This is a genomic window from Pseudomonas parafulva, from assembly GCF_000800255.1.
GTDB classification, from domain to species: Bacteria; Pseudomonadota; Gammaproteobacteria; order Pseudomonadales; family Pseudomonadaceae; genus Aquipseudomonas; species Aquipseudomonas boreofloridensis.
The window spans coordinates 487,912-512,244 of sequence record NZ_CP009747.1; the positions used below are offsets into that span (position 1 = coordinate 487,912).

The following is a 24,333-nucleotide window of genomic DNA, read 5'->3' on the forward strand; positions in this document are numbered from 1 at the left end:
ATGGCCTGAGGATAACCGAAGCGGGTGAGCCTGTGGGGCCGGCGCGCGGCCCCCGGCCGATCAGAACAGCACTTTCGCCACGTCGGCGAAGCGCTTGGCGAAATGCACCGTCAGACCCTCGCGCAGGTACGCCGGCAGTTCCTCGAAGTCGCCCCGGTTGGCCTCGGGCAGGATCAACTCGTGGATTTTCTGCCGCCGTGCAGCGATCACCTTCTCGCGCACGCCGCCGATGGGCAGCACCTGGCCGGTGAGGGTCAGCTCGCCGGTCATGGCCACGCCCTTTTTCGGCGCCTGATCGCGGGCCAGCGACAGCAGTGCACTGGCCATGGTCACGCCTGCGCTCGGCCCATCTTTCGGCGTAGCCCCCTCGGGTACGTGCAGGTGAATGAAGGCCTCATTGAAGAAGCCCGAATCGCCACCGTATTGCTTGAGGTTAGAGCTGACATAGCTATAGGCGATTTCGGCGGACTCTTTCATCACATCTCCCAGCTTGCCGGTGAGCTTGAAGCCGCGATTGAGGGTGTGCACGCGCGTCGCCTCGATCGGCAGTGTGGCCCCGCCCATGCTGGTCCAGGCCAGGCCTGTGATCACGCCTTTGCCCGACAGCACCTGTTCGCTGCGGAACACCGGCATGCCCAGTGCCGGTTCCAGTTCCTTGGGACCGATCTTGAGTTTGGCGTCGGGATTGTCCAGCAACTTGACCACGGACTTGCGCACCAGTTTGCCTAGCTGTTTTTCCAACTGACGCACGCCGGCCTCGCGGGCATAGCCCTCGATCACCAGGCGCAGTGCGCTGTCGGAGATGCTCAGGCTGGTCTTGGCCACGCCCGCTTTGTTCAGTTGCTTGGGCCACAGGTGGCGCTTGGCGATGGCCACCTTCTCTTCGGTGATGTAACCGGACAGGCGGATCACTTCCATGCGGTCGAGCAGCGGGCCGGGGATCGAGTCGAGGGTGTTGGCGGTGCAGACGAACAGCACCTTGGACAGGTCCAGGCGCAGGTCCAGGTAATGGTCGAGGAAGTCGACGTTCTGCTCTGGATCGAGGGTTTCCAGCAGCGCCGAGGCGGGGTCGCCCTGGAAGCTCTGGCCCATCTTGTCGATCTCGTCGAGCATGATGACCGGGTTCATCACTTCGACGTCCTTCAGCGCCTGCACCAGTTTGCCGGGCTGGGCGCCGATGTAGGTGCGGCGGTGGCCCTTGATCTCGGCCTCGTCGCGCATGCCGCCGACGCTGAAGCGGTAGAACGGCCGGCCCAGGGATTCGGCAATGGACTTGCCAATGCTGGTCTTGCCCACGCCAGGTGGGCCGACCAGCAGCACGATGGAACCGCTGATTTCACCTTTCCAGGCGCCGACAGCGAGGAACTCGAGGATGCGCTCCTTGATGTCGTCGAGACCGGCGTGGTGTTGGTCGAGCACTTTGCGCGCGTGCTTGAGGTCGAGCTTGTCCTGGCCATAGAGGCCCCACGGCAACGCGGTGGCCCAGTCCAGGTAATTGCGGGTGACGGCATACTCAGGCGAGCCCGTCTCGAGAATGGCCAGCTTGCCCATTTCCTCGTCGATGCGTTTTTTCGCCTGATCGGGCAGGGTCTTGCCTTCCAGGCGCTGCTCGAACTGTTCGAGGTCGGCACTGCGGTCGTCCTTGGTCAGCCCCAGTTCCTGCTGGATGACCTTGAGCTGCTCCTTGAGGAAGAACTCGCGCTGGTGCTCGCCGATCTGCCGGTTCACCTCGGCGGAGATTTCGTTCTGCAGGCGCGCGACCTCCACTTCCTTGCGCAGCATCGGCAGGACTTTTTCCATGCGTTTGAGCATGGGCACGCAATCGAGCACTTCCTGCAACTGATTGCCGGTGGCCGAGGTGAGGGCCGCGGCGAAGTCGGTCAACGGCGAAGGGTCGTTGGGGCTGAAGCGGTTGAGGTAGTTCTTCAGCTCTTCGCTGTACAGCGGATTGAGCGGCAGCAGTTCTTTGATGGCGTTGATCAGCGCCATGCCGTAGGCCTTGACTTCGTCGTTGGGCTCGGTGGGCTGACGCGGGTACTCGACTTCCACGAGATAGGGCGGGCGGTGATGCTTGAGCCAGGTGCGAATGCGCACACGGGTCAGTCCTTGAGCGACGAACTGCAGTTTGCCGCCCTCGCGACTGGCATGGTGGACCTTCACCAGGGTGCCGTACTCGGGCAGCGCCTTGGTGTCGAAGTGCCGGTGGTCTTCGGCTGGGGTGTCCATGAAGAACAGCGCGAGGGTGTGATGATCGGTCTTGGCGACGAGGTCGAGGGTTTCCGCCCAGGGCTCTTCGTTGACGATCACCGGCAGCACCTGCGCGGGGAAGAACGGGCGATTGTGAATGGGGATCACATAGACTTTGTCCGGCAGTTGCTGGCCGGGCAGGGCGAGGGCATGGCTGGTACTGGACTTGGCGTCGATATGCTCGACTTCGTCGTGCTCGTCGGGGTGATCAGGAAAATCCTGCTGGTCGCTCATGGGGCACCTGCGTGAATGGCTATGGTGCTTAGATGGGGCGAATGGCTCTGGGTTTCAAGCGGTGCGCGCTTGGCGCGCACCGAGCCGCTCGCAGCTCGCTGCGAGCTTCAAGCTGCAAGCTTCAAGCGGCAAGAAAAAGCGGGACCGCGCAGGCCCCGCTTTTGCTATCCAGCTTGCCGCTCGCTTACAAGCCCGCGCGCTAGCGCGCGAGCTTGTAAGCGATGATGTAGTCGCCCATCCGCGTGCCCAGCGAGCCGTGGCCGCCGGCGACGATCAGCACATACTGCTCGCCGTCCTTGCCGGTGTAGGTCATCGGTGTCGCCTGGCCGCCGGCCGGCAGGCGGGCGCTCCACAGCTGCTTGCCGTCGTTCACGTCATAGGCGCGCAGGTACTGGTCCAGCGTGCCGCTGAGGAAGCCTACGCCCCCAGCAGTGACGATCGAACCGCCCATGCTCGGCACGCCCACTGGCAGGCCGATCGGCACCGGGGTGCTGTCACGGGTGGTGCCGTTCTTGTGCTTCCACACCACCTTGTGGGTGAACAGGTCGATGGCGGCCACATAGCCCCAGGCCGGAGCCTGGCACGGTACGCCCAGCGGCGACATGAACGGATGCATGGTCACCGCGTAAGGCGCACCCGTGTTCGGCTGGATACCGCTGGTTTCGCTTTCACGCTTGCTGTCGGCGGCGACCTGGTCGCGCGGGATCATCTTCGACACGAACGCCATGTAGTTCGGCGAGGTGAACAGCAGTTGGCGCACCGGATCGACCGACACGCCGCCCCAGTTGAACACTCCCACGTTGCCCGGATACACCAGCGTGCCCTGCTCGGACGGCGGGGTGTACTGACCCTCGTAGCGCAGCTCGCGGAACTGGATGCGGCACAGCATCTGGTCGAACGGCGTGGCGCCCCACATGGCCTGCTCGGTCAGTTCAGGGCCGAGCAGGTTGAGGTCGGAACGGGCCTGGGTCGGCGCAGTGAAGTCGCCTTTGACGGCACCCTGTGGCACCGGAATCTCGCGGATCGGCACGATCGGCGTACCGTTGCGGCGGTCGAGCACGTACAGGCTGCCCTGTTTTGTCGGCACGATCACGGCCGGCTTGACGCCGTCGTCGGTCTTCAGGTGGACCAGGGTCGGCTGGCTGCCGACATCCATGTCCCACAGGTCGTGGTGAGTGAACTGGTAGTTCCAGCGGGCCTTGCCGGTGGCCAGGTCGAGGGCGACGATACCCGCGCTGTACTTCTCGGCGCCTGGCGTGCGGTCGGCACCGTACTGGTCAGGCATCTGGTTGCCCAGCGGCAGGTAGACCATGCCCAGCTCTTCGTCGACGCTGGCCAGCGACCACATGTTGGCCGAATTGCGGCTGTAGGTCTTTCCAGGCGCCAGCGGTTGGGTGTCGTCGGGGTTGTTGCTGTCCCAGTTCCACACCAGGTGACCGTCGTGCACGTCGTAGGCGCGAATCACCCCGGACGGCTCGTTGGTCGACTCGTTGTCGGTGACATGACCGCCGATGATCACCAGGTCGCGGGTCACGGCCACCGGCGAGGTGGAATAGTAGCCGCCGGCGGTGAACGGACCGATGCCTTGGGTCAGGTCGATGGCGCCCTGGTTGGCGAAGCCTTCGCAGACTTTGCCGTTGTCAGCGTTGATGGCGATCAGACGGGCGTCGGCGGTGGGCAGGTACAGGCGGCGCGGGCAGGCTTGCGCCACGGCCTGGCCGGCGGCGGAAATGGCCGGCACGGGGCTGCCGTCACGGCTGACGTAGCGGTTTTCGTCGTAATACGACACGCCGCGGCAGGTCATATGGGCGAAGCCCTTGAAGGTGCCCACCGAGCTCTTGATCTGCGGATCGAAGCGCCAGATTTCGGCACCGGTGTCCGGGTCCAGGGCCAACACCTTGCTGTGCGCAGTGCAGGCATAGAGCATGCCGTTGACCTTGAGCGGGGTGTTTTCGTTGGTCAGCTCGACCGGGTCGTTGTCGCTGGGCAGATCGCCGGTGCGGATGCGCCAGGCTTCCTCCAGGCGATTGACGTTCTGCGCAGTGATCTGACGCAGCGGCGAGTAGCGGTCGCCGAACTCGGTGCGACCGTAGGCCTGCCAGTCGCCATCGGGCATCGACGGCGCGGCACTGGCCATTTCGCTGCTGTCGCGCCCCAGTTCCCCGGCAATTTCCCCGGGATGGGTGAATTGGCTGGCCAGGGCGCTGGCGCCGGCGGCGACCACCGCCACGCTGAGCAAGGCGCCGTTGACTGTCGACGCCGGGCCGCGCAGGGGACGACGTGCCCATGGCAGCAGCAGAATAACGCCCAAGGCGAACCACAGCGCCAGACGCGGCACCAGTTGCCACCAATCCAGGCCCACTTCCCACAGTGCCCAGGCCGTACTGGCCAGCAGCACGGCGCCGTACAGGCCCAGGCCGATGCGACGCAGGGCGATCAGCAACACGCCCGAGAGGGCGAAGCCGATACCGCCGATCAGGTAATACAGCGATCCGCCCAACTGGCTGAGCTTGACGCCACCGGCGATCAGGGCGAGGCCCATCAACAGCAGCAATACGCCGATCAGGCGCGGTAGCCAGCGGGTTCCAGAGGTAGCACCGTCAGTGCTCATCGTAGCTTCTCCGTTCATTCAAGGTGAGGTTCAGAAACTGCTTTGGATCTTCACGCCGCCGACCATGGCATCGTCGACCCGCGACACCCCGCCCGGATGGCGGATGTACTGCAGGTTCGGGCGCACGGTGAGCCAGTCGGCCAGATGGATGCCGTAGTAGAGTTCGGCGCTGTATTCGGTGTCCTGGACAGGCAGGAAGCCGGGATTGTCATAGTCGTCCACGGCGTTGACCTGGTTGGCCAGGCGGGCGTTCTTGCGGTAGGCGGGGTTGACGTGCACGCGCGCCAGGGCGAAGCCGATGTCGTCCTTGGCACGGACGTCGAACGGCCCCTTGTACACCACTCCCGCCTGAACATAGTTGTCGATGACATTGGTCTTCTTGTCGTGCATCGTGGCGTTGGCGAACAGGCTCAGGCCGCGCGAGGCGTCGGAGGCGAGCGAGGTCACCTGCTGTTGGGCACCGAGCCACAGGCCATGCTTGCTGGCGCTGCTGCGGTAGGCCTGGCCACTGAGGGCAGCGGGCTGGCCGTTGCGGTCTCGGTAAACATCCTGTGCCTTGGCATTACTGTAGTAGTAGCCGGCGCGATATTCCCCTTTCAAGCCATTGACCTGCGGGCTCCACACCAGTTCTATCGGCATCAGCGCGCCTTGGGTACCGCTGCCGCTGAGCTTGAAGCCGTTGCCGGTGTCCAGGTTGGAGGGGTTCTGCTCGAACACGCCGACTTGGGCGTAGAGGTCCTCGTGTAGGTTGTATCTGACACGCAGGGCCCATTGACTGACCGGCCAGTTGTACCAGATGCCACCGACCCAGTTGCCCACCTGCGAGCCGCAGAAGGCCAGGTTCTGGAAGTCGCAGGGGAAGCTGTTGAAGTCCTCGCCTTCGCCGAAGCGGCCGACCTTGATGTCCAGCGCACCGTCGAAGTACTTCTGCTTGAACCACATCTGCGTCAGCCGCCAGGTCTGGCCACGACCCCAGACTTCCTGGGCGGAGGTGAAGCCGCCGACGCGCGGGTCGTTGATACGGTCGTTGCTGATGTTGCGGCCACTGCGCTCGGTGACGGTGAGCTGGAACTCGCTGGCTTGCCAACCGAGCAGTTTCTGCAGATCGAAGTGGGTGCCCAGGGTGAATTGGTCGCTGTAGCGCGCGGTGCGGTCTTGGTCGAAGCCGCCGTGCAGGTTGCTGCCCATCTCGCCGGTGTAGCCGAGGGTGAAGTCGTAGCCTTGTTGCTGCAGTCGCTGGCGCGCGCCGCCCCAGTCGCCGAGCATCCATGGCGAGTCGGCGGAGAACGGCGCCTGGGCGCTGGCAGGCGTGGCAAAGCTGGTCAGCAGGACCGCCAGGGCGGTGCCGGGGAGTCGGTAGTTCGGCAGTTGGAGCATGAGATAGCGCTGTCTTATTGATTATCGAAAAAACGCAAGCGCATCAAAGAGTTGCTCTCTTTGATGTTGATGGCTGCAAGGAATGATGGATGAAGCGTTTCAGCGTGCGGCGGGGAGGATATAGAGGAAGCGAGCGGAAAAAAAGACAAAATGTCGCAGGGGATTGTTGTGATCCGGGTAACAGTCGACTGAAAGGGGACCTGTTCCCGCCACGGGGCAGGAACAGGGATTGGCGTGCCGAGTGCCCGGGTCTCAGAAACGTGTGGTCAGGCCCACTTCGACGCTGCGCCCAGGTGCTGGGGCGATGTCACGCAGGATCGAGCTGGCGTAGCGCACGGTCTGGTTGGTCAGGTTTTCACCGCGCACGAAGGCCAGCCATTGGCTTTGACCGATATCGAAGTGGTAACCCACGCTGGCGCCGAGGGTGGTGTAGCCGTCGGTGCTGGTTTCATTGGCCGGCTTGCGGTGCTGCGCGGCGGCATGCTGCACATCCACGCGCGCTTGCCAGCGGTCCAACTCCCACAGCAGCCCGCTGTTGACCCGCAGCGGCGCGATGCGTGGCAGCGGCTCGCCCGTGTCGAGGTTCTTGGCGCGGGTATAGTCGCCGGACAGTTCCAGGGCGAAGCTGCCGTAGCGGTTCTCCAGCAGCTTCCAGTGGTCCTGGGCTTCGACGCCGTAGAAGCGTGCGCGAACACCCGAGTAGAGGTATTCGGGAATGGTCTCGTCGTCCTCGCCTTCGCGCTGGATACCGCTGCCGATCAGGCCGATGTAGTTGCGGAAGTGACTGTAGAACACTCCGACGCTGCCTTTATGGGTGCCATTGTCGAAGCGCAGGGCCAGATCGCCGGAAATGGCCTTTTCCTTGTTCAGGTTGGGGTCGCCGACTTCATAGGTGCCGGTCGCCACATGGGCACCGTTGGCGTACAGCTCGTAGAAAGTCGGGGCGCGTTCGGTGTAGCCCAGGCTGGCGGCCAGCGCCCAGACCGGATCGAGCTGGTAGACCGCGCCGGAGGACAAGCTCGCCGCATTGAAACTGTTGCTGCTGTCGGCATCGACGAAACGCTCGTTGCCCTTGCCGTCCGGATCCACGCGGGTGTGTTCCAGGCGTGCGCCCAGGCTCAGGTTCAGGCGTTCGGTGGCCTGCCACTGTTCGAGCATGAACACAGCCAAACTGTCGGTATCGGTCTGCGGTACGAACGCCTCTTCACCCAGGGCCGAGAATTCGTTACGGCTGACTTGGGCACCGATCACGCCTTCGACCGGCCCCAGAGGCTGATGACGCGCTTCGATGCGGGCCTCGTAGCCTTTGTTCTTGAAGGTGGTGCCGACTTCGCCGTCCTCGATCTCGCGGTGCTGGTACTCGGTGTATCCCGCGTCGACCTTGATCGAGCTGAACGGCCCTTGCAGGTCGCGCAGTTCGGAGGCGAAGGCGTAGTGGTCCTGCTCCATGTCCAGACGCACGCCGGGCTCGGCCACCGAGCCGTAATTGCCGTCATAGCGGCTGTAGGACAGGCCGGCATAGCCGTGATCCCACTGGTAGGAACCGCCGATGGCGCCGCCGTCCTGACGACCGTCACTGTTCTCCAGACGGTGTTTCGAACCGGGGTCGTCGGCATCGCGCACCTTGCTGCTGCGCGCGTAGCCGGGAATGCGCAGGTCGTTGAACTGGCGGCTATTGGCGTCCAGGTGCAAGGCGAAGGTGCCATCGCCCGCTTCCAGTTTGCCGGCGCTGCTGCGCGTGGTGTCGGCGCCGCCATAGCGCAGTTCGCCTGCGCCGTGGATGCCGTCGATGGGCGAGTCGGGAATGCGGTTGTCGAATGTATTGATTACCCCACCGATGGCGTTGCCGCCATACAACAGCGCCGCGGGGCCGCGGACGATCTCGATGCGCTCGACGTTCACCGGGTCCAGCGGCACGGCATGGTCGTAGGACAGCGACGAAGCGTCCAGCGCGCCGACGCCATTGCGCAGGATGCGAATGCGGTCGCCGTCAAGACCGCGGATCACCGGACGGCTGGCGCCCGGACCGAACCAGGTGGAGGCGACGCCAGGCTGCTTGTTCAGGGTTTCGCCCAGGCTGCCTTGCTGTTGCTGTAGCAGGGTGTCGCCTTCGAGCACGGTGCTGGGGGCGGCGAGCTGGCTGTTGCCCAGCGGGTTGGCGGTGATCACCTGGGGAGCGAGTTCCACCGCCTGGCCAGGCGATGAAGCCAGCCACAGGGCGATGGCGAGAGGGGATAGGTGCAGAGGTTTGGACAGCATGGTGAAGTGACGTTCCTTGGCAGAGGATATGAATTGATACAATATAACATTGCCATTTCATCACGACCGTATTGTCTCTGGCCAGGAATTTGTGCACGCCTTCGTCAAGGCGTGTATGAAAGTGCCGGCGCGCGGGCGTTGGGCGCCGAATCGACCGCCACCGGCCGCCTACACTGGTGTAAGGTGCGCATCTTTGGACAGGAGCGCTGCATGAGCACGGCCCAACACACTGCGTTGCACGGCAAGACACTGGAGCAGATCCTCACCGAACTGGTGGCCCATTACCAATGGCAGGGCCTGGCCGAGCGTGTGGATATCCGCTGCTTCAAGAGCGATCCGAGCATCAAGTCGAGCCTGACGTTTCTGCGCAAGACGCCGTGGGCGCGGGAAAAGGTCGAGCAGTTGTACGTCAAGCTGCAGCGCCGCAGTTGAGGTGGCCGCATCCTTGGCTGAGCGTGGCGGCCTGGCTGGGTTGGACAGGGTTGGCGGTGCAGTTGTATCTGGTGCTGTGGTCGCGCTGGCAGGAGCAGGCCAGCTTGATCGGCGGCCTGATCAACCTGTTCGGTTTCTTTACCGTGCTGAGCAACACCTTGGTGGCGACAGTGTTGAGCTATGCCGCCTTTGGCCGCGAGTCGCCGGCGCGGCGTTGGTTCCTGCGCCCGGCCGTCAGTGCCGGTGTGCTGGTGAGTATCGTGCTGGTGGCGTTGGCCTACAGCCTGCTATTGCGTAACCTCTGGCACCCGCAAGGCTGGCAGCGCCTGGCCGACGAGTTGCTGCACGATGTGATGCCAATGGTGTTCGCGCTGTACTGGTGCCTGGCGGTGCCCAAGGGGCACTTGCGGCTCTGGCACTTGGGCGCGTGGACGCTTTACCCGCTGCTGTATTTCCTGTTCATCCTGTGGCGCGGGCATGAGATCGGGGTCTATCCCTATCCCTTCGTCGACGTCGCCAGCCTCGGTTACGCCCAGGCGATGCTCAACGCGTCGGGCGTGCTGGCAGGGTTTTGGGCGATCGGCCTGGCGGTACTGGGCGTGGACCGCCTGTGGGCACGGCGACACGCCTGATCAGCCGCCTCATTCATCATCCGCGGCGCCATCCGCTCGCCAGTAGGCAGCCGCTTTCAACGCGTCTTCTGCAACCCCTTTGTCCAGCAGCAGCGCCTTGACCTGACGGGTCAGCGTTTTCTCCAGTGCCACCCAGGCATACAGCCGGCCTTGCGGCAGTGCCAGATGCTCGACGAAATCAGCCACGTTTTCTGCCTGGCGCCGCAGCCAAATCACCTCCACCTGGGCCTGGCTCGGCAGCGCCTGGCGTTCCTGTTCATTCTCGATTTCTATCACCGCCAGCACCTGACGCCCGGCCGGCAGGGTTTCCAGGCGCCTGGCGATGGCGGGAATGGCGGTCTCGTCGCCGATCAGCAGATAGCTGTCGAAGATGTCCGGCACTACCATCGACGCGCGCGGCCCAGCGATGTCGAGGGTCTGGCCGGGTGCAGCTTGGGCGGCCCAGGTGGAGGCGGGGCCGTCGCCGTGCAGGACGAAATCGATGTCCAACTCCAGGGCCTGGAGGTCGATGCGCCGCGGGGTGTACTCGCGCATGGTCGGCCGCACGCTGCCGTCGCGGCCCAGGCTGCGGGTGTCGATCGCCTGCTGTTGCTCGGGGGTACAGCCGAACAGCACCTTGACGTGGTCGTCACTGCCCAGGCTGGTGAAACCGGTCAGTTCCGGACCACCGAGGGTGATGCGGCGCATGCGTGGGGTCAGGTCGGTGACCCGCAGCACGTGCAGGTGGCGTTGGCGGATTTCGTGGTTGACGCGGTGGATTGTATCGCTCATGGGGACCTCGGCGTTCCGGTCGCTCTCGGCGCCCCCCCAGCTCAGTGGGGCTGAAAAGGATCGTGGGGTTCACGCCCGTTGAGAACGACCCTGGATGGAGAGACGTCGCGACAGCTTACGCCACCGATATCCAGGCTCAAGCCTTAAATGCGGATGATTATCATCTGGTTTTTCGATGCGTAAGGCCGTTCAGCGCAGGGCCAACCGAGGCGTCTTGCATTCATTGGGGTTTCCCGGCTCCAGATAAGGCATGAGGATCGGTGCCATGCCCTTGAGCACCTGTACCGGCAGGGCCGAGGTGAACGTGAAGGCTTCGGCGCTGGGTCCGGGAACGAAGGCCGTGAGCGTACCGAAGTGGTTATCGCCGAGGAAGAACACGAACGTGGCGGTGCGGTTGAGCGAGCGCGAGGCGATCAGTCGCCCGCCCGCGCCGTAGCTTTGCAGACGGTTGTCGCCGGTGCCGGTCTTGCCGCCCATCACCAACGAGGTGCCGTCTTGCAGCTTGAAGCTGCCGGAGATGCGCCGCGCGGTACCGGCATCGACCACTTGCGACATGGCGCCTTTGAGGGCGCGCGCTACCTCCACCTTGAGAATGCGCCGGCCCCGGTCCGGATCGCTGACGAGCTGGGTTTCGTAGGGGGTGTCGGCGGCGAAATGCAGGGTGTCGATACGCAGGGTCGGCAGGCGCACGCCATCGTTCTGGATGATCCCCACCAACTCCGAGAGCGCGGCAGGCCGGTCGCCCGAGCTGCCGATGGCCGTGGCCAGCGACGGCACCAGGTGATCGAACGGGTAGCCGACGCGTTTCCAGCGTTGATGGATGTCGAGGAATGCCTCGATCTCGACCATGGTGCGGATGCGGCTGTCGCGTGCGCCCTGATGGCGACTCTTGAACAGCCAGCTGTACACCTCCTGGCGCTCGAAGCGGCTGGCCTTGACCATGTCGGCGGTGCTCGCACCTGGGTTGCGCAGCAGATAGCCCAGCAGCCACAGGTCCAGTGGGTGCACCTTGGCAATGAAACCCTGGTCGGGCAGGTCGAATTTGCCGGGACCGTAGGCCGCGTACATCTCGGCCAGGCGTCCGTCGTTGAGCCGGGCCATGGCGGCCTTGTCCTTGGTGGCATGGGCGCGCACGAAGGCGTTGAAGGTGTCCTGGCTGGCGTCGGGGAACAGGTAGCGATGCACCGCGGCCAGGCGCTGCGGAGTCACGCGCATGCCATCGAGGAAGGTGTCCAGGCGCTGCTGAGAGGTCTTGCGCTGGTACTTGCGCCAGAAACGCATCAGGTAGTTGGTGCCTTCCCGGTCGGCGAAACGTGCCAGGTATTCCTGGCGACGTGGATCGGCATCATCCTTGAGCAGCGGCTCGCGGTTGTAGGGCTGCTGGTAGGTGACGTAACGCACCAGGTCGCGCATCAGGCGGATGAAGGGCAGGTTGATCGACTCGCGCAAGGCGTCCTTGAGGCTGGGGTTGCGACCGTTGTCCTCGCGGCGAAAGTTGTTGAAGCGGTGCAGACCGCCGCCAGTGAAGAAGGCTTCGCCGGTGTTGGCCGAATAGGTGCGCTCCAGCGCCGCATCGAGCATGGCGTCGAGGTTCTGATCCTTGCTGTTCTGCATCAACCACTGCAGCGACCACTGGCTGATGCGGTCCAGATCGGCCACCGGCACTTTGCGCAGATCGGCCACTGACTTGCCGGCGTACTGGTCGTGCAGCTCAGCGATGATTTCCAGATAGGTGGTCAGTACCCGCAACTTGGCGGTTGAACCCAGTTCCAGCTTGCTGCCCTCGTTGATGTCGAACGGCTGGTTGGTGCTGTCGGTCTGCACCCTGACCCGCGAGCCATCGGCGGTGCGCTCGAACAGGGTGAAGCTGTAGCTGACCTGGTCGGTGGTGCGACTGGTCAGCAGGCGCTCGCCGATCAGACCCATCTGCGCCGCGAACGCGGGGTCGGCGAGGTTCTTCAGGTACTGGCTGACCTGGGTCTGCAACTCGGCCTGCAGGGTGCTGGTGGCCGACAGGTCGAGGCGGTCGAGGTCGTACAGCGGCCGATCGAGCATGGCTGCCAGGCGGTTACGGGCCAGACTGATGCCTTTGTTGGTGACGATTGGCACGATGGTCGGCTGCGCCACCCAGTCGCGGTAGACCGCCTTGCTCGCCAGCGCGGCCTCGGCCAGCGGGCGGTCGACGATGGCGTTGGCGGCGAGCACACGGATGTGCGCATCGGTCAGTTCGGCCAGTTCTTCTCGACCCTTGGACAGGTAATGGGAGGGCCGGCGCTGGGCGATCATCAGCGACAGCACCTCGCGCAAGGCCAGGCCGCGTGCAGCCAGGCTCTGCGCGTCCGTGGCGCTGGCGGCCAGCGCCTGGTTCACCTCGGCGAAATCGGCGCCGTACCAGACCCGCAGTCCTTCGGCCAGACCATGCACCTCGCCGTGCCCAGGCACTGCCGACAGCGGCACGCTGTTGAGGTAGTCGCGCACGATGCGCTGGCGCGCCACGGTGGTGTCCGTACCGCCCTGATAGGCGCGCACGCTGGCAGAAATCATCTGGCGAATTTTTTCCGCCCCGCTGACCGTCAGACCGTCCGGTGAATGGCGGTACTTTTCCAACTGCGTAGCCAAGGTGCTGCCACCGGCCGACTGCCCCGGCAGGGCCAGGTGCTTGGCCACCTGGCTGTAGGCGGCCTTGGCGAAACGCGGCCAGTCCACCGCCGGGTTGCTGCGCGGGTTGCTGGGGTCGAGCAGGTCACGGTTCTCGATGAACAGCAGGCTGTTGACGATCACCGGCGGTATGTCCGCGAAGCGATCGTACAGGTACTGGGGATAACGGTACTGGTAGAGGGCATCGCCACGGCAGTCGGTGATCGACAATCCGGCCTGGTCCTTTTCCACGTAGGGGACGAACAGGCCGTGATCGACATAGCGCATCAGTGCCGGGGAGAAGCGCACCTGTTCGCTGATCAGGTAGTCGCGCTTGAGCAACCTTGGCAGGAACTGGCCCAGGGCACTGTAGCCCAGGCGCTTGTCGAACGGGCCGTCGCCTGGATAGACGATGGCGTCGCTCGGGCCGCGCTCGAGCGAATAGGTGAGGGTACTGGCCAGCGCGCTGAACTCGCGCGATTGTAGTTGCGAAGTCTGCACCTCTTCACGCACGGCCAAGCCCGCTGCCACCAAGGCCACCAGCACGATCAGAACGATCAGGCGCCACCACAGGCGGCGTTGACGAGGCGTCTTCGGCTGTGGGGCATCGGCCAGAGGTGGTTCGGTCGCTTGGGTGCTGCTCTGTTCCGAGTGCCACAGTACGCCCATAGTGTTCCAGTCCGGCCAGGTAGTTTCGTCTTGCTTGTCTGAAGCTTAGACGCTGACCGGGTTTGGTGAAAAATTTGTCATGGGGCGTGGGACGGGTGTGCCTCAGGCGGCGATTTCGCTGTGCGGCTCGAAGCTGTCGGCACGGGCGAGCTGCCACATCCGCGAGTAGAACTGGCCGTCCACTTCGCCGGTCAGCAGCTCGCCTGGCTTGAGGAACACGTGCATCTGCGAGAACAGCTTGATCTCGGTTGCGCTGATGCGCCGTACCAAATGCTTGGCCTCCAGTTGCGCCGGATGCTCGAGGCCGGCGGCGGCCAGCATTTCGGCCAGCGCGCGCAGGGTATTGTGGTGGAAATTGAGCACACGCTGGGCTTTGTCCGGCACCACCAGCGCGCGTTGGCGCAGGGTGTCCTGGGTGGCGACGCCAGTGGGGCATTTGTTGGTGTGGCAGCTCTGCGACTGGATGCAGCCGATGGCGAACATGAAGCCGCGTGCCGAGTTGGCCCAGTCGGCGCCAATGGCCAGCACGCTGGCGATATCGAAGGCGCTGACGATCTTGCCGCTGGCACCGAGCTTGATCTTGTCGCGCAGGTTCAGGCCCACCAGGGTGTTGTGCACGAACAGCAGCCCCTCGCGCAACGGCACGCCGATGTGATCGGTGAATTCCACCGGCGCTGCACCGGTGCCACCTTCCTTGCCGTCGACGACGATGAAGTCGGGCAGGATGCCGGTCTCCAGCATGGCCTTGGCGATGCCCATGAATTCCCACGGATGGCCCAGGCAGAACTTGAACCCGACCGGCTTGCCGCCCGACAGCTCGCGCAGCGTGGCGATGAACTGCATCATCTCGATGGGCGTGGAAAAGGCGCTGTGGCGCGAGGGCGAGATGCAGTCCTCGCCCATGGCGATGCCGCGCGTGTCGGCAATTTCCTGGGTGACCTTGTGCTTGGGCAGGATGCCGCCGTGACCGGGCTTGGCGCCCTGGCTCATCTTGATTTCGATCATGCGCACCTGTGGGTTGGCCGCCTGTTCGGCGAAGCGCGCCGGATCGAACTGCCCGTCGGCGCTGCGGCAGCCGAAGTAGCCGCTGCCCAGTTCCCAGACCAGGTCGCCGCCGTGTTCGCGGTGGTAGGGGCTGATGCTGCCCTCGCCGGTGTCATGGGCGAAGTTGCCCAGGTGTGCGCCTTGGTTGAGGGCGCGGATCGCGTTGGCGCTCAGTGAGCCGAAGCTCATCGCCGAGATGTTGAAGATCGACGCCGAGTAGGGCTGGCTGCACTGCGGCCCGCCGATGTCGATGCGAAAGCTCGCCGGATCGGCCAACGGTGCCGGACGCATCGAGTGGCCGATGAACTCGAAGCCGGACTCGTAGACATCGATGAGCGTGCCGAAGGGTTTGTCCGAGGCCTCGTTCTTGGCCCGGGCGTAGACCAGCGAACGCTGGGCGCGGGAGAAGGGCAGCGCGTCGCTGTCCGATTCCAGCAGGTACTGGCGGATCTCGGGGCGGATGCCCTCGACCAGGTAACGGATGTTGCCAAGGATCGGGTAATTGCGGCGCACCGCGTGGCGCGTCTGCAGCAGGTCGAACAAGCCAAGCAGGCTGAGCACGGCGGTGGTCAGGGTGAAGGGCCACAACCATTCGTGGTGCAGGAAGGGCAGGCTGGCCAGGGTGAACAGCACGCACCCGGCGAACACAGCGTAACGGCTCAGAAGTGACAGACTCATGCGAAATTCCCTTGCGAATGCTTCGGTCGAACCTCGACCTTAGCCCGCCGCGGCAAGCATTGGCCAGTCTGGGATAGCGCGAGCAAATGAAATCTTCGGTATCAAAAATCATTCTCAAAATATTATGTTATAAAGTATCTCTTTTGATCCGAGGGTACTTTCATGAAAGCAGGCATCCATCCCGATTACCGCCCCGTGCTGTTCCACGACACGGCAGCGGACGCATTCTTCCTGATTGGCTCGACGGTCGAGACCGACCGCACGCATCGGCACACCGATGGCCAGACCTACCCCTACGTGGCGCTGGATGTGTCCAGCGCATCGCACCCGGTGTACACCGGCCAGCAGCGCAAGACCACGGTGGAGGGGCGTGTGGCCGGGTTCAACAAGCGCTTTGCCGGGTTTGCCGGGCAGGCGAAATAAGCGCGCACCCGCCGTCGCGTCGAGCCGGTCAGGGATTGCGTATCGGGGCGCCGCGCAGCAAGTGCTGGCGCCATGCGTTTTGCTCCTCGCCGGTGGCCTCGACCAGGCAGCGGAACGTACCGCCTGCTCGCACCGCCACCGGCACGCCATCGCGGTAGAGCAGGCGATTGGCGCTCAGCGCTGGCAGCTTGGTGCCCGGCAGTAACGTGCCGAGCAGATTCAACGGGTCGCTGCCGCTGACCATCACCCCCTCACCCTTCGCCTCGCGCCGGCGTACCTGGCGCAACGAGGCCACGGCTTCGGGCAGGGCGAATTGTTCGCCAGCGAGCCCGGCGATGAAGCGACCGCCACGGATTTCCCCGCGCGCTTCCAGTCGGTGATAGCAGCGCAGCAGATCGCGCCAGGGCGGCAGCTGTTCGCTTTCACGCTCCAGCAGGCGCCAGCAGATCACGCCATAGCGGCGCAGCAACACGCGGGCGATGTACTCAAGGCGCTCGTCGTTGTCCTGTTCGAGGCTGCCACGGCGCAGCAATGACCAGCGCCCGGCCTGGAGCATGGGGCTGGCAAAGGCCATAGGACTGCGCCGGCCATGCCGCGCGGTGCGCCTGCTCACGGGCGTGATCAGGCTGCGCAAGCCGCTGAAGCCGTCGGCTGCGGCCAGTCCTGAGCCGACCAGTTCCTGCAGCGCCGTCTCCAATTCGCTGGGCAACAGGCGCGCCTCAGCGACGAGTTCGTCGAAGAACAAGGCGCCGTGCGCCTTTAAGGCCTGGTGCACGCGCTGCGCCCGTGGCCCCAGCGTATCGGGATCGGCGCCGCAGGTCAGGCTGCGCCACAGGCCCAGGCGTTCGCGTGGCAGCAACACCAGCGGCGTGCTCGACAGCGTGCTGCTCGACACGCTACCGGTGAGCCGGGTCCAGGCCCACTGACCGCTGCGGCAGGCGTCATCCAGCCAATGCGGGCTGTAGTCGCCGATACGGGTGGGCAGCACGTCCGCTTCCCAGGCCCCGGCCGCGCAAGGGAAGCCTTCGAGTTGCGCCAGTACCACGGTCACGGCCTGGGGACCGCGCAAGCGTTCGTCGGCGCTCAGGTGCTGCCAGTCGAACAGAAAACGCATGAAGTCCTGCAGGCTGACCGGCTCGATCTCCCGACGCAGACGCTTGACCGTATAACGATGAATCCGCGCCAGCAGATGCCGTTCGCACCACTGCAAGGCCGGTTGCGCAGGGCTGAAGTGTCCGCGCAGCAGATAGCCTTCGCCTTCCAGTCGTGCCAGGCCCTGTTCCACTTGGGTTTCGCGCAGCCCCAAGGGCTCGGCGATCTGCGCCAGCGTCTGTGGGCCGAAGCCACTGAGGCGGGCGCGCAGCAACTCGCACAGGGCGTCGTCGGCAGCGACAGGCTGGTCGAAGCCCGGCAGCGCCTGCACCGCAGGTGTCAGGACGGCGCCGGGGTAAAGGGTCGTCAGCGCCTTGAGTCGCTCACGGGGCAGCCACAGGCCTAGGTCGGCCGTCTCCAGGCGACAGGCACGCCCCCCGTGGGTCAAGTCCGCGAGCAGGGCGTCCCAGCCTGGGTTGGCCTGCACCTCGTCGGCGGTGACCACGCCCAGGCTCATCAGCGCTTCGTGCAGTTCATCGGCGTCACGCGGCTGCGGCCAGGCCTCGATTGCGACGGCGTGAATCGCCTCGGCATCCAGGGCGCCCAAGTCATCGGCGCTGTGCACGTCGCTCCAGCGTCGATTGAGCACCGCCTGGGTGCGCCGTTCTTCCAGCGGCGCGTCGTCGAGAAAGGCATAGGGCCGCGCGTTGAGGATGGCCGAGGCCAGGGGCGACGGGGCTGGCAGATCACGGGCGAGCAAGCGCACTTCGCCGCGCTCCATGCGCCGCAGCAAGGCCAGCCAGCCCTCGCTGTCCATGGCGTCGTGCAGGCAGTCGTCCAGCGTCTGCTGCACCAGAGGATGGTCCGGCACCTGGCGTTCGCCGACCAGGTTTTCCAGGCAGGCGATCTGGTCGGGAAAGACCGACGCCACCAGGTCTTCACTCTTCATCCGCTGGATCTGCGGGGCCACTTTGCGCCCGCCGACGTAGCGCGGCAGCGCCATCGCCGTAGCGGCGTTCCAGCGCCAGCGCACACCGAACAGCGGCGCGTCGAGCAGCGCCTGGATCAGGATCGACTCGGCGCTGCGGCTGGAGAGGTAGCGCCACACCTCGTCCAGTTCGAAGCTATGGCTGGTGGACAACGACAGCACGATGGCATCTTCGCTGGCCGCCGCTTGCAGCTCGAAGTTGAAGGTGCGGCAGAAGCGCTTGCGCAGGGCCAGGCCCCAGGCGCGATTGATGCGGCTGCCGAAGGGGGCGTGAATGATCAGTTGGGTGCCGCCGGATTCGTCGAAGAAGCGCTCCATCACCAGCGTCTGCTGCGAGGGCAGGGCGCCGAGCACGTGCCAGGTCCGCCCCAGGTAGTCGAGCAACTGACGGGCGCTGTCCTCGCCCAATGCGTAGTGCGTCATGAGCCAGTTCAGGGCGGCGTCGGGGTCGTCGGTCTGGCGTTGCAACTGCGCATCCAGGCCCTGTTGCAGACGCGCCACCGCCGCCGACAGCTCGTCGCTGCGTCCCGGCGCTTCGCCCATCCAGAACGGGATGTTCGGCGCCAGCCCCTGGGCGTCTTCGACCCGCACGCGGCCTGGCTCGATTCGCAGAATGCGGTAGGAGGCGTTGCCCAACTGGAAGATGTCGCCGGCGAGGCTCTCCACCGCGAAATCCTCGTTGACGCTGCCGATGTTCAGCGCCTGGGGCTCGAGCAGCACGGCGTAGTCGGCGGTCTGCGCAATGGTGCCGCCGCTGGTCAAGGCGACCAGCTGGCTGCCACGCCGACCGCGCAAGGTGCCGCTGACGGCGTCGCGGTGCAGGTACGCGCTGCGCACACCCTGGCGGCCGTTGTAGCCCTCGGCAAGCATGCGCAGCACCGCCTGGTAGCGTTCATCGCTGAGCGCGGCGTACGGCGTGGCGGCGCGCAGGCAGTCCAGCAGCGCCTGCTCGGGCCACGGCTGGTTGCTGACTTCGGCGACGATCTGCTGGGCCAGGACATCCAGCGGGGCTTCTGGCAGGTGCAAAGCATCGAGCTCGCCACGCTGTACGCAGTCGAGCAGGGCCGCACATTCGATCAGGTCGTCGCGGGAGGTCGCGAACAATCGGCCTTTGGGAATGCCATCGACCTGATGCCCCGAGCGGCCCACGCGTTGCAGGAAAGCAGCGATGGAGCCGGGCGAGGCGATCTGACACACCAGGTCGACCTCGCCGATATCGATACCCAGCTCCAGCGAGGCGGTGGCTACCAACAGCCGCAACTCGCCGGCTTTCAATCGCTGTTCTGCCGCCAGCCGGTGCTCCTTGGCCAGGCTGCCGTGGTGGGCGGCCACCTGGTCCTGGCCGAGGCGCTCGCTCAGGTGGCGGGTCAGGCGCTCGGCCAGCCGTCGTGTGTTGACGAACACCAGGGTGGTGCGGTGCTCGCGGGCCAAGGTGGCGAGGCGGTCGTAGACCAGGTCCCAGACATCGTTGGCCATTACCGCACCCAGCGGCACCGGCGGCACCTCGATGGCCAGGTCGCGTGCGCGGGCATGGCCGACGTCGACGATGGCGCAGGGTCGTTCGTGCCCGACCAGGAACTGCGCTACCCGCTCGATGGGACGTTGCGTGGCCGACAATCCTATTCGCCGCAGCGCTCGTCCGCTCAGGGCTTGCAGACGCTCCAGGCTCAGCGCCAGGTGGCAGCCGCGCTTGTTGCCGGCCAGGGCATGGATCTCGTCGACGATCACCGTGTGCACCTGGGTCAGCCCGGCGCGCCCGGACGCCGAGCCTAGCAGTACGTAGAGCGACTCGGGCGTGGTCACCAGAATGTGCGGCGCGCGTCGGCGCATGGCGGCGCGGTCTTTCTGAGGGGTGTCGCCGGTGCGCACGGCGGTGGTGATCTGCGGCGCGTGCAACCCCAGGTCGGCGAGCGTCTGGGCAATGCCTTCCAGCGGCGCCTGCAGATTCAGGCGGATATCGTTGGACAGCGCCTTGAGCGGTGAGAGGTAGACGACTTGGGTGTGCGCGGGCAACTCGCCGCCGAGCGCCAGGCCTTGGCGGAACAGTTCGTCGAGCACGGCGAGAAAGGCGCTGAGGGTCTTGCCCGAGCCGGTGGGGGCGGCCAGCAGCATCGACTGCCCGGCGTGGATCAACGGCCAGGCGCGGGCCTGGGCAGCGGTGACCGTGGCGAAGCGTTGCCCGAACCATTGGGCCACCGCAGGGTGGAACAGGTCGAGCGCCGGGTGGTGCAAGGCGGGCAGGTTCATGCCCCGTTTATGGCGACTGAATGCCCGCTTGGCAAGGGGCCATTCGTCTGGCTTGAAGCGCACGGGGCCTTTTCGGGTATCCTCCCCGCCCCGTCGTCGAGGAAGCCCTGCCCATGTCCCAGATCATCCATATCGCCGCTGCCCTGCTCATCGATCCGGCCGGCCGGACCTTGCTGGTGCGCAAACGCGGCACCCAGGCCTTCATGCAACCCGGTGGCAAGATCGACGCGGGCGAAACGGCGGTGCAGGCCTTGGCGCGCGAACTGCACGAAGAACTGGGCCTGCACATCGATCCCGAGCAGGCGGTGCACCTGGGCCGTTTCAGCGCGCCAGCGGCCAATGAGCCGGGCTTCGAGGTCCAGGCCGAGCTGTTTCGCGTTCACTGCGCCGAGGCGGTGACGCCTGCGGCGGAAATCGAGGAAGTGCAGTGGCTGGCCGCCGACCAGGCCAGCGCCCTGACCCTCGCGCCCTTGACCCGCGACCTGATTCTGCCGCTGTGGCGCGATGCCCTCAACGCACCGCGCTGACCCCATCGAGGGTGGCGAACGAGGTGTCCTTGGCCGTCAGCAGAAAGTCGCGCATGTACGGCGCATCAAGCATGTCGGTGCGCACGGCAGCATAGAGCGTGGCGAACAGGCCCTTGTCGCCCAGGCGCTTGCCCTTCACGTAGCCGCGCGAGCTGTACTCGTGCAAGGCCCAGTGGGGCATGCCGCACACGCCACGGCCGCTGGCCACCAGTTGCATCATCATCACGGTCAGTTCCGAAGTGCGCACGGCGGCCGGTTCGATGTCCGCTGGCTCCAGGAAGCGGGTGAAGATGTCCAGCCGGTCGCGTTCCACCGGGTAGGTGATGAGCGTCTGGTCGACCAAGTCCTCCGGCACGATGTAGGGCTTGGTCGCCAGCGCGTGCTGATTGGCCACCGCGAGCATGGCCTCGTAGGTGAACAGCGGCACGTAGGTGATGCCGGCCAGGTCCAGCGGGTCGGAAGTCACCACCAGGTCGAGGTCGCCACGGGCCAGCGCCGGCAGCGGAGCGAAAGCGAAACCCGAAGCCAGGTCCAGCTCCACCTCCGGCCAGGCGTCGCGGAATTGATCGATGGTCGGCATGAGCCACTGGAAGCAACTGTGGCACTCGATGGCCATGTGCAGGCGACCGGCGGTGCCGCCGGCCAGGCGCGCGATGTCGCGTTCGGCACCGCGCAGCAGCGGCAGCGTGGCGTCGGCCAGTTGCAGCAGGCGCAGGCCGGCGCTGGTGAAGCGGATCGGTTTGGTCTTGCGCACGAACAGTTGCATGCCAAGGCGTTCTTCCAGTTCTTTGAACTGATGCGACAGCGCCGACTGGGTCAGGTGCAGGCGCTCGGCAGCCTCCACAAGGCTGTCGGCCTCGCGCAAGGCGTGAAGAGTTTTCAGGTGACGGATTTCCAGCACGTGCAGCTCCGTGAGCAAATTTTGAGGAAAGTCAGATGAGGTTGAGTTTCCCTCATGTTGCGCGGTGTGTCGACCGCGGGATTAATGACCGTTCAGCGACCTTAATCAAACTGTCACGCAACTGTGGCAGCGCGCTTTAACGGATTTCATCAGACTCGCGCTCTACTGGGGATTTGCATTCTGGTGTTTCTGTCCATGCGGTACTTTCTGATTATTGTTCTGTTGCTGTGCGGGGGGCCGGCCGGTTTCGCTGCAGGGCGTTGCGATGCCCAGGTGCCGGTGCAGCGCGCCGAGCTGGGGGGATTGAGCCTGGTCTACCAGAGCGTCGGTACGCCGGGCGATCCGGCACTGCTGCTGGTGATGGGCCTGGGCGGGCAACTGATCCACTGGCCGGACGACGTGGTCGAGGCGTTGTGCCGCCAGGGCTTTCGGGTGATTCGCTACGACAACCGCGATGTCGGTCTGTCGCGCTGGAACCAGCCGCCGGCCTCGGCCAACCTCACCGTCGAATTGCTGCGCTACAAGCTGGGGCTGCCAGTGGCTGCCCCTTATAGCCTGACTGACATGGCCGGTGACGGCCTCGGGCTGATGGATGCGCTGGGCATCGAGCAGTTCCATGTGCTGGGCGTGAGCATGGGCGGCATGATCGCCCAGCATCTGGCGGCCATGGCGCCGCAACGGGTGCGTAGCCTGACCTTGATCATGTCCAGCTCCGGCGCCCAGGGCCTACCGGCGCCGAGTGCGGCGTTGGTGCAATTGCTCGCCCGGCGCAGCGCACCGAGCCGCGAGGTCGCGCTGGAGCAGCAGGCCGACTTGTTGGCGGCACTGGGCAGCCCAGCGGTGCACGATGACCGCGCGGTGTTGTTGCAGCAGGCCGCGCAGGCTTACGACCGGGCGTTCAATCCGGAGGGGGTCAAGCGCCAGATCATGGCGATTCTGGCCGAGCCGAGCCGGGTACAACTGCTCAATCGCCTGCGGGTGCCGACACTGGTGGTGCATGGCACGGCCGATCCCTTGCTGCCGGTGATGCACGGCGTGCACCTGGCCGCGCACATCCAGGGCAGTCAACTGCGCTTGATTCCGGGCTTGGCGCACCGATTCCAGGAGCCGTTCAAGGCGCCGCTGCTGGCGGCGGTACTGCCGTATCTGAAGTCGCATCGCCAGGAAACGGCGCACATCGCCGGGCTTTGAGCAGGCTGGCGTCTAGGCCTGGGGCCGCGCCGTCGGTGAGAGGCGCTCAGCCCAGGCCGTATTTCTTCACCTTGTCGAACAACGTGGTCTTGGCCATGCCCAGCTCCTGGCTGGCCTGGCTGAGGTTACCCCCGGTGCGCTGCAAGGCATCGCTGAGCAAATTGCGCTCGAAGGCTTCGACTGCCTCGGCAAAGCCCAGGCCCTGGCTGCCGCCGACGCCGGGTTTCTTGAACGCTGGCAGTCCCAGCGCGTAACGCTCGGCGACGTTGCGCAGCTCGCGTACGTTGCCTGGCCAGTCGTGGGCCATTAGCCGCGACAGGGTCTGGCTGTCCAATTGCGGCGCTTCACGATCAAAGCGCAGCGCTGACTGCTGGAGGAAATGTTCGAACAACTGGAGGACGTCTTCGCGGCGTTCGCGCAGTGGCGGCAGCTCGAGCGTAACCACGTTGAGGCGGTAGTACAGGTCGCTGCGGAACTGCCCCGTGGAGCCCAGCGCGTCGAGGTCAGACTTGGTGGCGGCAATTATCCGGCAGTCCACCGGAATGCTCTGGTTCGAGCCCAGCCGTTCGAGCGTGCGCTCCTGTAGCACGCGCAGTAGCTTGATCTGCAGGTTGACGGGCATGCTCTCGACCTCGTCGAGAAACAGCGTGCCGCCATTGGCGTGCTCGATCTTGCCGATGCGCCGCTTGCCGGCGCCGGTGAAGGCGTTGGCTTCGTGGCCGAAAATTTCGCTCTCGAACAGGTTCTCCGGCAGGCCGCCGCAGTTCAGGGCCACGAACGGCGCGCCCTGACGGCGGCTGAAATCGTGCAGGCAACGCGCGACCAATTCCTTGCCGGTACCGGTCTCGCCTTCGATCAGTACGTTGGCCGAGGTATCGGCGACGTTGGCGATCAGCTCGCGCAGCGCCTGCATGGCCGGCGAGCGGCCGATAATGCGCGCTTCCAGCGAGCCCTGGCCAGCCAACTGCTTACGCAAGGCCACCACTTCGCGTGACAGCCCGCGCTGCTCCAGCGCGCGGCGCACCACGTCCACCAGCCGCTCCGGCGAGAACGGCTTTTCCATGAAGTCGTAGGCACCGTTGCGCATCGCACCGACCGCCATGTCGATATCGCCGTGGCCGGTGATCAGCACCACCGGCAGGCTGCGGTCGCGGGCCTTGAGGCGGTTGAGCAGTTCCAGGCCATCGATGCCGGGTAGACGAATGTCGCTGACGACGATACCGGCGAAATCGTCGCCGATACGTTCCAGCGCCTGTTCGGCGCTGCCCACGCCTTCGCAGGCGATGTCCTCCAGCGCCAGCGCTTGCTGGCAGCCGAGCAGCACGTGGGGGTCGTCTTCGACGATCAGGACGGTCAGGGGAGCTGGGGTCATG

Annotated in this window: 15 protein-coding genes; 5 read left to right on the plus strand and 10 right to left on the minus strand. The window is 65.3% G+C overall.

Annotation, left to right across the window (positions count from 1 at the left end):
* Positions 1–60 precede the first annotated feature (60 nt).
* From lon to NJ69_RS02200, 4 genes are all read right to left on the minus strand, one after another.
* Complete coding sequence (lon, locus tag NJ69_RS02185; RefSeq protein WP_039575887.1) at positions 61–2,481, minus strand: endopeptidase La; 2,421 nt, start codon at positions 2,479–2,481, stop codon at positions 61–63.
* A gap of 199 nt (positions 2,482–2,680) precedes the next feature.
* Positions 2,681–5,092 carry a glucose/quinate/shikimate family membrane-bound PQQ-dependent dehydrogenase gene (locus NJ69_RS02190; protein WP_039575891.1) on the minus strand — a complete coding sequence of 804 codons (2,412 nt, stop codon included), beginning with the start codon at positions 5,090–5,092 and terminating at the stop codon, positions 2,681–2,683.
* 30 nt (positions 5,093–5,122) lie between these two features.
* On the minus strand, positions 5,123–6,469 hold the full coding sequence (locus NJ69_RS02195) for a carbohydrate porin (RefSeq protein WP_039575893.1): 1,347 nt from the start codon (positions 6,467–6,469) through the stop codon (positions 5,123–5,125).
* Between the two features lie 252 nt (positions 6,470–6,721).
* On the minus strand, positions 6,722–8,728 hold the full coding sequence (locus NJ69_RS02200; protein ID WP_039575896.1) for a TonB-dependent receptor: 2,007 nt from the start codon (positions 8,726–8,728) through the stop codon (positions 6,722–6,724).
* A 210-nt stretch (positions 8,729–8,938) separates the two neighbouring features.
* Between NJ69_RS02200 and NJ69_RS02205 the strand changes: the two genes are divergently transcribed.
* Both NJ69_RS02205 and NJ69_RS02210 read left to right on the plus strand, forming a co-directional pair.
* Positions 8,939–9,160: a VF530 family DNA-binding protein gene (locus NJ69_RS02205; RefSeq protein WP_029614101.1), complete on the plus strand. Its 222-nt coding sequence runs from the start codon at positions 8,939–8,941 to the stop codon at positions 9,158–9,160.
* Positions 9,157–9,792 (plus strand): Pr6Pr family membrane protein, encoded by a 636-nt coding sequence (locus NJ69_RS02210; RefSeq protein WP_039575899.1) that lies wholly within the window; start codon positions 9,157–9,159, stop codon positions 9,790–9,792. The genes NJ69_RS02205 and NJ69_RS02210 overlap by 4 nt, the downstream gene beginning before the upstream one ends.
* Positions 9,793–9,801: 9 nt before the next feature.
* Here the strand turns inward: NJ69_RS02210 and NJ69_RS02215 are convergent, their stop codons facing one another.
* The 3 genes from NJ69_RS02215 to NJ69_RS02225 form a co-directional block, all read right to left on the minus strand.
* On the minus strand, positions 9,802–10,563 hold the full coding sequence (locus tag NJ69_RS02215; protein WP_039575901.1) for a siderophore-interacting protein: 762 nt from the start codon (positions 10,561–10,563) through the stop codon (positions 9,802–9,804).
* A 189-nt stretch (positions 10,564–10,752) separates the two neighbouring features.
* Positions 10,753–13,869: a transglycosylase domain-containing protein gene (locus NJ69_RS02220; RefSeq protein WP_039575903.1), complete on the minus strand. Its 3,117-nt coding sequence runs from the start codon at positions 13,867–13,869 to the stop codon at positions 10,753–10,755.
* A gap of 102 nt (positions 13,870–13,971) precedes the next feature.
* Positions 13,972–15,591 carry an FMN-binding glutamate synthase family protein gene (locus NJ69_RS02225; RefSeq protein WP_039575906.1) on the minus strand — a complete coding sequence of 540 codons (1,620 nt, stop codon included), beginning with the start codon at positions 15,589–15,591 and terminating at the stop codon, positions 13,972–13,974.
* A 162-nt stretch (positions 15,592–15,753) separates the two neighbouring features.
* Here NJ69_RS02225 and NJ69_RS02230 point away from each other — a divergent pair, with 162 nt between their 5' ends.
* On the plus strand, positions 15,754–16,014 hold the full coding sequence (locus NJ69_RS02230; protein ID WP_039575910.1) for a type B 50S ribosomal protein L31: 261 nt from the start codon (positions 15,754–15,756) through the stop codon (positions 16,012–16,014).
* Positions 16,015–16,042: 28 nt separating this feature from the next.
* On the opposite strand, the gene NJ69_RS02235 is transcribed toward NJ69_RS02230, so the two are convergent.
* Positions 16,043–20,341, minus strand: a complete 4,299-nt coding sequence (locus tag NJ69_RS02235) for a DEAD/DEAH box helicase (protein ID WP_039575913.1) — start codon at positions 20,339–20,341, stop codon at positions 16,043–16,045.
* Positions 20,342–20,454: 113 nt separating this feature from the next.
* Between NJ69_RS02235 and NJ69_RS02240 the strand changes: the two genes are divergently transcribed.
* Positions 20,455–20,868 (plus strand): NUDIX hydrolase, encoded by a 414-nt coding sequence (locus NJ69_RS02240; RefSeq protein WP_039575915.1) that lies wholly within the window; start codon positions 20,455–20,457, stop codon positions 20,866–20,868.
* Here NJ69_RS02240 and metR read toward each other — a convergent pair.
* Positions 20,852–21,769 (minus strand): transcriptional regulator MetR, encoded by a 918-nt coding sequence (gene metR / locus NJ69_RS02245; RefSeq protein ID WP_039575916.1) that lies wholly within the window; start codon positions 21,767–21,769, stop codon positions 20,852–20,854. The two genes, NJ69_RS02240 and metR, sit on opposite strands and share 17 nt — an antisense overlap.
* Positions 21,770–21,964: 195 nt before the next feature.
* Between metR and NJ69_RS02250 the strand changes: the two genes are divergently transcribed.
* A complete protein-coding gene (locus NJ69_RS02250) occupies positions 21,965–22,960 on the plus strand; it encodes an alpha/beta fold hydrolase (protein ID WP_039575918.1) in 996 nt (331 codons plus the stop codon).
* Positions 22,961–23,006: 46 nt separating this feature from the next.
* On the opposite strand, the gene NJ69_RS02255 is transcribed toward NJ69_RS02250, so the two are convergent.
* Complete coding sequence (locus NJ69_RS02255) at positions 23,007–24,332, minus strand: sigma-54-dependent transcriptional regulator (RefSeq protein ID WP_039575920.1); 1,326 nt, start codon at positions 24,330–24,332, stop codon at positions 23,007–23,009.
* Position 24,333: the final 1 nt, after the last annotated feature.